The following is an 11806-nucleotide window of genomic DNA, read 5'->3' as shown; positions in this document are numbered from 1 at the left end:
CAACACCCCCACCGCGGCCTGTTCCGCGAGCCAGGCCCCATCCCCGGCGGAGCCCAGCGGCAGCAGTCTGCCGAGACCCAGCCGCCGTCGTACCCCCGCCTGCCACCCCTCGCTGCCATGCGTGTCGTGTGCGGTCGTCATGGGGCCAGCCTGCCGTATCCGTGGCGCGCAGTCCGGCAAGCGCACCTAATGTAATGACAAGAGTATGAACCGCCCGGAAAGGGACGAATGGCTATGCCTGACAACTCACCGCGCGACCAGTTCGGCTCCACGGGCTCCGGCGGCGCCAGTTCGACACCGCCGTCGTCCGCTTCGGCGGGCTCGCCGCAGGGGTCATCGGGGTCCTCGGGGTCATCAGGTTCGTCCGGCAAGCGCGGCGGCGGCGCGCCCGCCTCCCGCGGCCGGACCACCATCGCCGACGGTGTGGTCGAGAAGATCGCGGGGCTCGCGGCCCGCGACGTCGTCGGCGTCCACGCCATGGGCAGCGGCGTCTCGCGGACCTTCGGCGCGATGCGCGAGCGCGTGCCCGGCGGCGGCAGCGGCAAGTCGGTGTCGCGCGGCGTGAAGGCCGAGGTCGGCGAGGTGCAGACGGCGCTCGACCTGGAGATCGTCGTGGACTACGGCGTGGCGATCTCCGACGTCGCGCGCGATGTGCGCGAGAACGTCATCGCCGCCGTGGAGCGGATGACCGGCCTTGAGGTCGTCGAGGTCAACATCGCGGTCAGCGACGTCAAGCTGCCCGACGAGGAGGACGACGACGACCAGGACTCCCGGCTGCAGTGAACGACGGCTGAGCCGTCGGCCCCGGAAGAGCACAGACCCACGCGGAGATGCCGCGGAACCCACAGCGAGCGGAGTACGGGATGAGCATGGCGGTAGCCGGCCTCGCGGCCGGCATGGCACTGGGGTTCGCCGGGTATTTCGGCGGCTTCGGCGCGTTCGTGGTGGTGGCCGTGCTCGGCGCGATCGGCTTCGCCGCGGGCCGGTTCGCGGACGGAGACCTCGAACCCGGGGACTTCTTCCGCAGCCGTGGCCGCGATCGCGACCGGGACGGCTACCGGGACCGTGACCGTGACGACCGGCGGCGGTGACCGCGGCATGACGACGGTCCACACGGCGGCGGACCCCGACGACGTGACGCCGGGGCGGCGCGGCTCGACCACGATCGCGGACCGCGTCGTCGCCAAGATCGCCGCACAGGCGGCGCGCGAGGCGCTCTTCCACGGAGTGCCCGAGGGCGGCGACGCCCCGCACGCCGTCGTCACCGTGCACAAGAACCACGCCCGGGTGCGGATCGGCGTGGAGCTCGACTATCCGTCCGACATCGGCGCCCAGTGCGGCGCGGTCCGTCTGCGTGTCGCGGAGCGGGTGAACCACCTGGCGGGGATGACGGTCCCCGAGGTGCGGGTCCACGTCGAGCGGCTGCACTCGGCGGCCTCCCGCGAGGCGGCGGGGAGGCCCCGGTGAGCGACGAACGGCCCACCGAGACACTGCCGGTGCTGCCCCGCGAACAGCGGGACGAGGCAGGCACGGGCGCGCGACGGGACATGTACGAAGACCGGCGGGCCGGCCGGTTCTGGTCCACCCGCCGTTTCCCCTCGGCCCTCGTGGCCGCCGTCCTGCTGGGCGCGTCCGGCCTGCTCCTCTACGACGTCGTCTCCGTACGGGCGGACCGGCCCGCGATGTACTGGCGGCGCTGGCTCGCCCGTGAACTCGCCGAGAAGCGCCTCGACTCGACCCCCGCGCTGATCGGCGCCGCCGTCGCGATGGCGGTCGGGGTGTGGCTGCTGTGGCTGGCCCTCACGCCGGGCCTGCGGGCCGTCCTGCCGATGCGCCGCCGGGTTCCCGGCGTACGGGCCGGCCTTGACCGCGATGCGGCGGCGCTCGTCCTGCGCGACCGGGCGATGGAGGTGCCCGGCGTGCAGTCGGTACGGGTGCGGATGAAGCGCCACAAGGCCAAGGCCCGCGCGCAGTCGCACTTCCGGCCGCTGGACGACGTGCGCGGCGACCTGGAGGACGCGCTGGCGGCCGGGGTCCGTGACCTCGGTCTGGCCAAGGAGCCGTCCATCCACGTGAAGGTCAGCAGGCCGGCGAAGAAGGGATGAGTGACGACGGATGTTCCGACTGCTGCGGCTCGTGAACCGGCTGGCGCTCGGTCTGGCCGGCCTGGTCCTGCTGTGCGCGGGCGGCGTGGTGCTCGCCGTCGGCGAAGCCTGGTCCGTGCCGTCCTGGTGGCCGTACAGCGGACCGCACGACACCCTGCTCAGCCGCGCGGACCGGTACAGGTGGCGGGGCGACGGCTGGTTCTGGCCCGTGGTGATCGCCGCGCTCGCGGTACTGCTGGTACTGGCGCTGTGGTGGCTGCTCGCCCAGCTGAGGCGGGCCCGGCTGCCCGAGGTCGTGGTGGACAGCGGCGACGGCGAGGGGGCCCGGGTGAGGGGACGCGCCCTTGAGGACGTCCTGGAGCGGGAGACCGAGGCGCACGACGGGGTGGCGCGGGCGCGGGCCCTGCTGACGGGCCACAGGCGCCGGGCCCCCGCCGCCCGCATGCGGGTTCTGCTGGAGCCGTACGCCGCCCCCGAGGAGACGCTGGACAGGGTGGCTGGGGAGACCCTCGTACACGCCCGCGACTCGGCCGGCCTCGACTCGCTGCCCGCCGAGATCCGCCTGCGCGCCGCCCGCCACCGCGCGGAACGCGTGCGGTAGCCGCATCCGCCCCGCAGCAGGCGCATCCCGTAGGTGAGGCCGGGAGCCGGGGCCGGGAGCCGGGCGGCGAGGCTGACGGCCGCCCGGCGATCGCTGGGCCCGGCCGCGGCCGGCAACACGCGCGTCGGCGGCCCGCGTTCGGCCCGCTCTCAGAATCCGTGGCGCGCGCCGCCGTCCACCGGGACCATCAGCCCCGTGAGGTACGACGCCGCGGGGGACAGCAGGAACGCCGCGACCGCGCCGAACTCCTCCGGGGTGCCGTAGCGCCCGAGCGGAATGCGGGACGCCTGCGCCGCACGGGACGCCTCCGCGTCGCCGGTGAGCGCGTCCAGTTCGCGCACCCGGTCCGTGTCGATCCGCGCGGGCAGCACGCCCACGACCCGGATGCCCCGCGGCCCCAACTCGTCGGCCAGCGACTTCGCGAAGCCCGCGAGGCCCGGCCTGAGGCCGTTGGAGATGGTGAGGCCGTGGATCGGCTCGTACACGGAGCCGGACAGCACGAAGCCGATGACGCCGCCCTCGCCCAGTTCCTCCGCCGCCGTGCGCGCCACCCTCACGGCCCCCAGGAAGACCGACTCGAACGCGCCCTGCCACTGCTCGTCGGTGTTGTCCACCGCCGTGCCCGGCGGGGGGCCGCCCACACTGATCAGTACGCCGTCGAACCGCCCGAATCGTTCTTTCGCCGCATGGACCAGCCGCTGCGCCGCCATCGGATCGGCGTTGTCCGCGGCCACGCCCAGCGTTCCCGCGCCGAGGTCCGCCGCGGCCTCCGCGACCCGTCTGCCGTCGCGGCCCGAGACGACGACCTTCGCACCGTCCGCGGCGAGCGCCTGTGCCGCCGCCCTGCCGAGCCCCCGCGTGCCGCCCGTGACGATGTACACACGATCCTTCAGTCCCAGATCCATGGGCCTATCGTTACCACGGCCGTCGGACAGCGTGCCGCCCGGCCGCACACCGCCGGACAGCGGGACCGGCCCCGGACCGGTACGGGACCGTGAACAGCCGCCACCGCACCGCGCGTCAGAAGAGAGAGGGCGGTTCGTCGGAGAGCCGACGTGAGCCGTCGCCCGGCAGCTCACCCGACCTCCCGGCCGTCGCCTCGGCCGATCTCCCAGCCGGCCGTTCGCCGGGCCGCTCCCCGGGCGGTGACATCTGCCCGGGTACCCCGGCCACTTCCACCCTCACGCCCTGCTCCGCTCTCTCGGCCCTCTTGGCCTTCGCCGCCCTCTCGACTCCCTCGACCTCTTCGACCCCTTCGACCGCCCCTGCCGCCGGGGCCACGTCCCGCAGCAACTGGGTGAACGCGGCCTCGTCCACCACCGGCGTACCGAACGCGGCGGCCTTGACCACCTTCGAGGTGGCCGCGCCGGGATCGTTGGTGACCAGCAGGCTCGTCAGCCGCGACACGCTCGTCGCCACATGCAGGCCCGCCTCCACCGCCCGGTCCTCCAGCAGTTCGCGGTCGACCGACGTGTCGCCGGAGAACGCCACGCGCATGCCCTGGGTCAGCGCCCCGCCCGGCTCGTACCGCCCCGGGTTGGGATACGGGCATGCCGGGCGCCTGCGCGAGGCCCGCCAGTTGCCCGGCCGGTAGCCGTGCCCGCCCGTCGCCCGGTAGCCCACCGCCGGCCGGGGCGGGCCGTCCGACCACTCCGTCAACGGGATGCACTCAAGCAGCGGCAGCCGCACGCCCCCGCGCGCCGCGGCCCGCAGGCTCGGCCGGAAGGCCTCGGCCAGCACCCGCGCGTCGTCCAGCGCGTGGTGCGCGTGACGCTGGACCACGCCGAAGTGCGCGGCCAGCGACTCCAGTTTGTGGTTGGGCAGCGGAAGCCCCAACTCCTTGGAGAGGGCGATGGTGCACAGCCGCTGCCTGGTCGGCGCCGTGAGCCGGGCGCGTGCGTACTCACGGGCGATCATGGACCAGTCGAAGACCGCGTTGTGCGCGACGAGCACCCGTCCATCCAGCCGGGCCGCGAACTCCCCGGCGATGTCCGGGAAGAGGGGCGCCGCCTCCAGCACGTCGCTCGTCAGGCCGTGGAGCCACACGGGCCCGGGATCGCGTTCCGGGTTGACGAGGGTGTACCAGTGGTCCTCCACCTCGCCCTGCGCGTCGAGCCGGTAGACGGCAGCAGAGATTATCCGGTCGTCGCGGGCGAGACCGGTGGTCTCCACGTCGACGACCGCGTATCCCCGGGGATACGCGGCCGGCCATGGCGCTGCTGTCGCAAGGTCGTCGAGCATGGTCACAGAGGATACGGGCCCGGACTGACAGTGCCGAGTCCGCGTCCGCGAGCGGTGCCTCCCGCGCCCGCCCGCCGCCACCCGCACGCCGGACGGGCCCGGCAGGGGCGCGGATGAGACGCTCCCGCAGTGACGAACACCAACACCGCGCCGGACGGCTTCCCCGGCGACCCGCACGACGAGCCGCACGGGGAAGCGCTCGGCTCGCGGCTCAACTGGCTGCGCGCGGCGGTACTCGGCGCCAACGACGGCGTCGTCTCCACCGCCGGCATCGTGGTCGGCGTCGCCGGCGCGACGCAGTCCCGCGGCGCGCTGCTGACAGCGGGCCTCGCTGGCCTCCTCGCCGGGTCGATGTCGATGGCGGCGGGGGAGTACGTGTCGGTCTCCACCCAGCGCGACTCGCAGAAGGCCGCGCTCGCGGTCGAGCGGCGGGAGCTGCGCGAGCAGCCCGAGGCCGAACTCGCCGAGCTGACCGGCCTGCTGAGGGATCGTGGGCTGTCCGACGAGGTCGCCCGCGAGGCCGCGGAACAGCTCACCCGGCGCGACGCCCTGCGCGCCCACGCGAGCGAGGAGCTCGGCATCGACCCCGACGCGCTCACCAACCCCTGGCACGCGGCGGGCGCGAGCTTTCTGGCCTTCACGGTGGGCGCGCTGCTGCCGCTGCTCGCGATCGTGCTGCCGCCGCAGTCCTGGCGCCTCGCCGTGACGGTGTTCTCGGTCCTCGCCGCGCTCTCGCTCACGGGCTGGGGCAGCGCACGCCTCGGGGCCGCCCCGGCCGGCCGCGCGGTGCTGCGGAACATGGGCGGTGGGGCGATCGCCATGGCCGTCACCTACGCGGCGGGCTCGCTGCTGGGCGCGACGGGCGTGGGCTGACCCGCGCGGGGACGCCCGGTGCGGGACCGCTCGCCACGGGCCGTCCGACGGCCCGCGCGGCAGGCCCGCCGGGAGCGCGGCCCCCGTGCCCACCGGCGTAACGTGACGACAGGACCGAACCGTCACCGCGCACCACCGGCCAAGGACCGGAGCACGCAGGTCACGGGCCACCCACCAGGGGTCGCCGGCCCCGATCACCGATCAGAGGACCACCGGCCCCGATCAGCGGTCCGAGGGCCACCGGCCCCGATCACCCGAACGATCAGCCGCCCCGATCACCGAAACCGATCAGCCGCCCTGATCACTGAAACCGATCACCGAAACCGTTCACCCATCACCGATCACCGGCCGTCGAACACCCGGCAACCGGCAGAGACAGCGACCCGGAGCGAGGAAACACCCCCATGCGTGCCACCGTCATCAACTCCCCGTACGAGATCCGCGTGGAGGAGGTCCCCGACCCGGTCGTCCGGCACCCCACGGACGTGGTCGTGCGCGTCCTGCGCGCCTGCATCTGCGGCAGCGACCTGTGGCCGTACCGCGGCGAGGTGGCGAAGAAGCCGCAGCCCGGGCAGCGCATCGGGCACGAGTTCCTCGGCGTGGTCACCGAGGCCGGGTCCGGGGTCACCCGCTTCAAGGCGGGCGACCTCGTCGTCGCCCCCTTCATGTACTCCGACGGGACCTGTGACTTCTGCCGTGAGGGCGTGCAGACGTCCTGCGTGCACGGCGGCGGCTGGGGCGGGTTCGACCACGACGGCGGACAGGGCGAGGCCGTACGCGTCCCCTACGCCGACGGGACCCTCGTCAAGCTTCCCGCGGAAGCCGCCTCCGACGACAGGATGCTCGCCTCCCTGCTCACGCTCTCCGACGTGATGGGCACGGGACACCACGCGGCCGTGGGCGCGGGCGTCCGGGCCGGCGGGACCGTCGCCGTCGTCGGGGACGGCGCGGTCGGCCTGTGCGGTGTCCTCGCGGCCAAGCGGCTCGGGGCCGAGCAGATCATCATCATGGGCCGCCATGCCGTACGGACCGACATCGCCCGCTCCTTCGGGGCCACCCACATCGTCTCCCAGCGCGGCCAGGAGGCCGTGGAGGCCGTGCGCGAGCTCACGAAGGGCGAGGGCGCCCACTCGGTGATCGAGGCGGTGGGCACTGAGCAGTCCATGTCCACGGCGGTCAGGATCGCCCGCCCCGGCGGCTCCATCGGCTACGTGGGCGCGCCGCACGGCAGCGGCGACGGCATCGACCTGCGCCACCTCTTCGACCGCAACATCGGGGTGCGGGGCGGCCTCGCGCCCGTCCGCCAGTACCTGCCCGAACTGCTGGAGGACGTCGTGAACGGGACGATCGACCCGTCGCCCGTCTTCGACCTCACGATCGGGCTCGACCAGGTCGCGGACGGCTACAAGGCGATGAACGACCGCACCGCCCTCAAGGTCCTCATCGCTTTCTGAGCCACTCCGCGTGCCCCGGGTTCCGCGGCGGCGGGGGGACGGCGTGCGAACCACCGCCGTACGGCCTGCCCGCACCGCCGATGTCGCAGGGCTCGCCGCACGCCGTCGCCTCGGCCTCCCGCGCACAGCAGCGCGCCGCCGCCCGGCGCCGCGACGCCGATGACGCCGTCGCCGCAGTCCGCGTACGACGGCCGCCGTCCTCTCGCGCCCGACCCCATGGAAAAGCAGCGGCAGAGCCGCGGAAGCCACCGGCGCGGCCCAGGAGCGGGCCTGGTCGTAGGGTCCTACGACCAGGTCATCAGATCCCTCATGGCAAACGGCCCCCACCGGTGTCTCAGGGCTGACGTACAGTCGAAGAGATCGGGACCAGCGCTCCTGGAGGCGGCACAGTGCTCATTGACACGTACGACCGGGTCGCCACCGACCTGCGGGTCTCGCTCACGGACCGGTGCAACCTGCGGTGTTCCTACTGCATGCCGGAAGAGGGCCTGAAGTGGCTGAAGAAGCCCGAGCTGCTGACCGATGACGAGATCGTCCGCCTCATCCGGGTCGCCGTGACCACGCTCGGCATCACCCAGGTCCGCTTCACCGGCGGTGAGCCCCTGCTCAGGCCCGGTCTGGTCGGGATCGTCGAGCGCGTCGCCGCGCTCGAACCGCGCCCCCGGATGTCGCTCACGACCAACGGCATAGGTCTGAAGCGCACCGCGGAGGCGCTGAAGTCGGCCGGTCTCGACCGGGTCAACGTCTCGCTCGACACCCTCCGCCCGGAGACCTTCAAGATCCTCACCCGAAGGGACCGGCACGCGGACGTCCTGGCGGGGCTCGAAGCCGCCCGTGCCGCCGGGCTCGTGCCCGTCAAGGTCAACGCGGTACTGATGCCGGGGCTTAACGAGGACGAGGCGCCCGAGCTGCTCGCCTGGGCCGTCGAGCACGGATACGAACTCCGCTTCATCGAGCAGATGCCGCTCGACGCCCAGCACGGCTGGAAGCGCGAGGGCATGATCACCGCAGAGGACATCCTCGCCTCGCTCGGCACGCGCTTCACCCTGGCGCCCGAGGGCGAGGAGGAGCGCGGCGCCGCGCCCGCCGAGCGGTGGATCGTGGACGGCGGTCCGCACCGTGTCGGAGTCATCGGCTCCGTCACGCGCCCGTTCTGCGCCGCCTGCGACCGTACGCGCCTGACGGCCGACGGCCAGGTGCGCACCTGCCTGTTCGCGAACGAGGAGACCGACCTGCGCGGCGCGCTGCGCTCCGGCGCGGGTGACGAGGAGCTCGCGCGGATCTGGCGGCTCGCCATGTGGGGCAAGAAGGCCGGTTCGGGCCTCGACGACCCGACGTTCCTCCAGCCGTCGCGACCGATGTCCGCCATCGGGGGCTGACGCGGCCGCCGCCGCGCGGCTCGTCCTCGCGTACGCCTCCGCCTCGCGTAGGCCTCCGCCGTGGGGCCGCTCGGCCTTCTACGGTTCCCCCGGGGCCTCCCACTCCGCGAGCGGCACCACGTCCTTGAGGAAGCCCCGCACCCCCAGAAAACCCGACAGGTGCTCGCGGTGCTCGTCGCACGCCAGCCATGTCTTGCGTCGCTCGGGGGTATGCAGTTTCGGGTTGTTCCAGGCGAGCACCCAGACGGCGGGCGCCCGGCAGCCCTTGGCGGAACAGACGGTGGCGGGGAGGTCTCCTGACATCACCCCGTCAGCCTAAAGCCCCGGGTCAGCGCGGAGAGACCGGTGGGAGACCCTCGCGGAACGGGCCGGACCCGGGGGAGCGGTGAGGAGAAGGAACCCCTGAAGAACCCGGGAAAGAGCCCCGAAAAACAAACGACGCCGAGCAGCCACGGGGGGAGCTGCCCGGCGTCGGTCCGTCGCTCCGACGGGGGATGCGGAGCGCCTAAGAAGTATGTCACGCGGTTCGCTCCGGCCGGAGGTGAACCGCGTGATTGATCTGAGCTTTTCCTGAGTTTGGCGAAGCCCCGCCGACGGCCTCAGACCCGGTCGCCCCGGCGTCGCGCGCGCCTGTCCCCGGACGCTCCCTCACCTGCCGGCGCGGACTCCCGCGCCGTCGCCCCCACGGAGGAACGCGCGTCCGCGTGCTCCCCGGACCGCCGCGCCTCCTCGGACTCCTGGTCTTTCGTGGAAGCGGACCCGGCGGTGATCATCGGTCGGTCCGGCGCCCGTACGAAGAGGGAAGGGAGCGAAGGCGCGTTCTCCCGCCCGGCGTTCGCGATCACGACGGCCACGTACGGCAGGAGCATCCCCACGACCAGCGTCGCGAACGCGACCGGCCGCTCGACGTCCCACAGCACCACGGTGAGGATCACGGCGATCGTCCTGATCCCCATGGAGATCACATAGCGCCGCTGCCTGCCCCTGACGTCTTCCTGCAGGCCCGTGCGGGCCCCGGTGATCCGGAAGACTCCGTTGTCATTGTGCTTCCGCATCACAGTCCATCACCCGATTCATGGTCGGACCCGCCCCGGTCCTGACGTCCTCACGGTACGCCGGGCGGCGCCGCCCTTCGAGACCGGGGCACCCCCGAATACGGCGGGAACACCCGGATCACCGGCCCTGTGCGGAGGTCCCCGCCGCGCCGGGCGCGGGAGCCGACCCGGCGGCGGCCCTCCCCGCGAGGCGCCCGCCCCGCCGCCGTACGGGCCCTCCGGCATGCGGGGCGCCCTGCGCCGACGCAGACTGACTCTGCGCGGCGCGCACCGCACCGCGCGAGGAGGCGGTCATGCACTGGTTGTGGGTCATCGTCGTGGGTCTGATCCTCGGTCTGCTCGCCAAGGCCATCATCCCGGGCAAGCAGCGCATCCCGATCTGGCTGACGGTCATCTTCGGCATCCTGGGCAGCATCCTCGGCAACGCGGCCGCAGGATGGCTGGGCGTCGCCGACACCAAGGGCGTCGACTGGACACGCCATGTGCTGCAACTGGCGGGCGCCGTCCTCATCGTCTTCGTCGGGGACATGCTCTGGGCGTCCCTGCGCGGCCGCCGCCGCGAGCGCGTCTGACCGGCCGCCCCGGCAGCCGTCAGGCCCCGGTGACCTCCACGGCCGCCAGGTTCCGCTTGCCCCTGCGCAGCACCAGCCAGCGCCCGTGCAGCAGATCCCCGGCGCCCGGTACTGCCTCGGCGTCGGCGACCTTCTCGTTGTTCAGGTACGCCCCGCCCTCCTTGACCGTGCGGCGGGCGGCCGACTTGCTGGGCGCCAGCCCGGTCTCGGCGAACAGGTCGGCGACCGACGCCGGCGCCGCGACCGTCGCGGACGGCAGCTCGGCGAGAGCCGCCCGGAGGGTCGACTCGTCCAGGTCCGCCAGGTCGCCCTGGCCGAACAGCGCCTTCGACGCGGCGATCGCCGCCGCGCACTGGTCGGCACCGTGCACCAGCGTCGTCAGCTCCTCGGCGAGGGCGCGCTGCGCGGCGCGCGCCTGCGGGCGCTCCTCGGTCTGCCGCTCCAGCTCCTCCAGCTCCTCACGGGAGGCGAAGCTGAAGATCCGGGAGAACCGGGAGATGTCCCGGTCGTCCGTGTTGAGCCAGAACTGGTAGAAGGCGTACGGCGAGTACATCTCCGGGTCGAGCCAGATGGCGCCGCCCTCGGTCTTGCCGAACTTCGTGCCGTCCGCCTTGGTCAGCAGCGGGGTCGCGAGCGCGTGCACGGACTCGCCCTCGACCCGGTGGATCAGATCGATCCCGGCCGTCAGATTGCCCCACTGGTCGCTGCCGCCGGTCTGCATGGTGCAGCCGTACTGCTGGTAGAGCTTCAGGAAGTCCATGCCCTGGAGGATCTGGTAGCTGAACTCCGTGTAGCTGATGCCCTGGTCCGAGTTGAGGCGGCGGGACACCGCCTCCTTCGCGATCATCTTGTTCACCCGGAAGTACTTGCCGACGTCCCGCAGGAACTCGATCGCGGACAGCCCCGCCGTCCAGTCGAGGTTGTTGACGACGATCGCCGCGTTCGGCCCCTCGAAGGAGAAGTACGGCTCCAGCTGGCGCTGGAAGCGGCCCACCCACTCGGCGACGACCTCCGGCGCGTTCAGCGTGCGCTCCGAGGTCGGCTTGGGGTCGCCGATCAGCCCCGCCGCGCCGCCCCCCCCCCCCCGCGGCCGGTGGCCCGCCTGCTGGAGGCGGCGGACCGTGAGGATCTGCACGAGGTTGCCCAGGTGCATGCTCGGCGCGGTCGGGTCGAAGCCGACATAGACCGTGACGGGACCGTCCGCGAACGCCTTGCGCAGTGCGTCCTCGTCAGTGGACACGGCGATCAGGCCGCGCCACTGCAGGTCGTCGACGATGTCCGTCACGGTGCTCATGTCTCCTCGTGGAAAGGGGCTCGCCGGCACCCGAGCGGTGCGGGGCGGGCCGGATGGTCTCCCCAGCAGTCTAGAGGGGCCCCTCGGGCACCTGGCCCGACGACCACGCGCAGCCCGATCCGTACCGGGCCCACCCGTGCCCCCGCCCGTGGGCGGCCTCGGCCACGATCGCGGCGAGTGCGTGCTGCCTGTTGGTGGTCGCGTAGCAGATGTCCTCGGAGGCCGGCTCGTG

At 73.2% G+C, this 11806-nt stretch carries 14 protein-coding genes; 9 read left to right on the top strand and 5 right to left on the bottom strand.

All coding sequences use genetic code 11. From position 1 onward, the window contains the following. The first annotated feature begins 234 nt into the window (after positions 1 to 234). From LCE31_RS28605 to amaP, 5 genes are all read left to right on the top strand, one after another. The gene (locus tag LCE31_RS28605) at positions 235 to 783 is read left to right on the top strand and encodes an Asp23/Gls24 family envelope stress response protein (protein WP_225019266.1); all 549 of its coding nucleotides are present in this window, start codon (positions 235 to 237) and stop codon (positions 781 to 783) included. An 80-nt stretch (positions 784 to 863) separates the two neighbouring features. Beyond that, a complete protein-coding gene (locus LCE31_RS28600; RefSeq protein WP_225019264.1) occupies positions 864 to 1091 on the top strand; it encodes a hypothetical protein in 228 nt (75 codons plus the stop codon). Positions 1092 to 1098: 7 nt separating this feature from the next. Next, positions 1099 to 1467 (top strand): Asp23/Gls24 family envelope stress response protein, encoded by a 369-nt coding sequence (locus LCE31_RS28595; protein WP_225019272.1) that lies wholly within the window; start codon positions 1099 to 1101, stop codon positions 1465 to 1467. A gap of 32 nt (positions 1468 to 1499) precedes the next feature. Beyond that, positions 1500 to 2105: an alkaline shock response membrane anchor protein AmaP gene (locus LCE31_RS28590; protein ID WP_263632416.1), complete on the top strand. Its 606-nt coding sequence runs from the start codon at positions 1500 to 1502 to the stop codon at positions 2103 to 2105. Positions 2106 to 2115: 10 nt separating this feature from the next. Further along, on the top strand, positions 2116 to 2706 hold the full coding sequence (gene amaP / locus LCE31_RS28585; RefSeq protein WP_225019260.1) for an alkaline shock response membrane anchor protein AmaP: 591 nt from the start codon (positions 2116 to 2118) through the stop codon (positions 2704 to 2706). A 149-nt stretch (positions 2707 to 2855) separates the two neighbouring features. Here amaP and LCE31_RS28580 read toward each other — a convergent pair whose 3' ends face one another. Together LCE31_RS28580 and LCE31_RS28575 are read right to left on the bottom strand one after the other, a co-directional pair. Next, on the bottom strand, positions 2856 to 3611 hold the full coding sequence (locus LCE31_RS28580; protein WP_225019257.1) for an SDR family oxidoreductase: 756 nt from the start codon (positions 3609 to 3611) through the stop codon (positions 2856 to 2858). Positions 3612 to 3726: 115 nt separating this feature from the next. Further along, a complete protein-coding gene (locus tag LCE31_RS28575; RefSeq protein ID WP_308042323.1) occupies positions 3727 to 4953 on the bottom strand; it encodes a DEDDh family exonuclease in 1227 nt (408 codons plus the stop codon). A gap of 123 nt (positions 4954 to 5076) precedes the next feature. On the opposite strand from LCE31_RS28575, the gene LCE31_RS28570 reads away from it, so the two are divergent. From LCE31_RS28570 to moaA, 3 genes are all read left to right on the top strand, one after another. Beyond that, positions 5077 to 5820, top strand: coding sequence for a VIT1/CCC1 transporter family protein (locus LCE31_RS28570; protein WP_225019255.1), 744 nt, complete (start codon positions 5077 to 5079; stop codon positions 5818 to 5820). A 404-nt stretch (positions 5821 to 6224) separates the two neighbouring features. Beyond that, on the top strand, positions 6225 to 7274 hold the full coding sequence (locus tag LCE31_RS28565) for a zinc-dependent alcohol dehydrogenase family protein (RefSeq protein ID WP_225019253.1): 1050 nt from the start codon (positions 6225 to 6227) through the stop codon (positions 7272 to 7274). 389 nt (positions 7275 to 7663) lie between these two features. Beyond that, positions 7664 to 8653: a GTP 3',8-cyclase MoaA gene (moaA, locus tag LCE31_RS28560; protein WP_225019251.1), complete on the top strand. Its 990-nt coding sequence runs from the start codon at positions 7664 to 7666 to the stop codon at positions 8651 to 8653. Between the two features lie 78 nt (positions 8654 to 8731). On the opposite strand, the gene LCE31_RS28555 is transcribed toward moaA, so the two are convergent. After that, positions 8732 to 8956, bottom strand: a complete 225-nt coding sequence (locus LCE31_RS28555; RefSeq protein ID WP_225019270.1) for a hypothetical protein — start codon at positions 8954 to 8956, stop codon at positions 8732 to 8734. Positions 8957 to 9252: 296 nt separating this feature from the next. After that, the gene (locus LCE31_RS28550) at positions 9253 to 9708 is read right to left on the bottom strand and encodes a DUF3099 domain-containing protein (protein ID WP_225019250.1); all 456 of its coding nucleotides are present in this window, start codon (positions 9706 to 9708) and stop codon (positions 9253 to 9255) included. 293 nt (positions 9709 to 10001) lie between these two features. Here LCE31_RS28550 and LCE31_RS28545 point away from each other — a divergent pair, with 293 nt between their 5' ends. Then, entirely contained in the window at positions 10002 to 10280 is a 279-nt protein-coding gene (locus LCE31_RS28545) for a GlsB/YeaQ/YmgE family stress response membrane protein (RefSeq protein WP_225019248.1), read from the top strand. A gap of 19 nt (positions 10281 to 10299) precedes the next feature. Here LCE31_RS28545 and tyrS read toward each other — a convergent pair whose 3' ends face one another. Beyond that, positions 10300 to 11565: a tyrosine--tRNA ligase gene (gene tyrS / locus LCE31_RS28540; RefSeq protein ID WP_225019268.1), complete on the bottom strand. Its 1266-nt coding sequence runs from the start codon at positions 11563 to 11565 to the stop codon at positions 10300 to 10302. Between the last annotated feature and the right edge of the window lie 241 nt (positions 11566 to 11806).

It is taken from the genome of Streptomyces sp. 8L (genome assembly GCF_020176795.1).
In the GTDB taxonomy this organism is placed as follows: domain Bacteria; phylum Actinomycetota; class Actinomycetes; order Streptomycetales; family Streptomycetaceae; genus Streptomyces.
The sequence above is the reverse complement of the archived record's forward strand: the minus strand, read 5'-3'. Positions and strand labels throughout refer to the sequence as shown.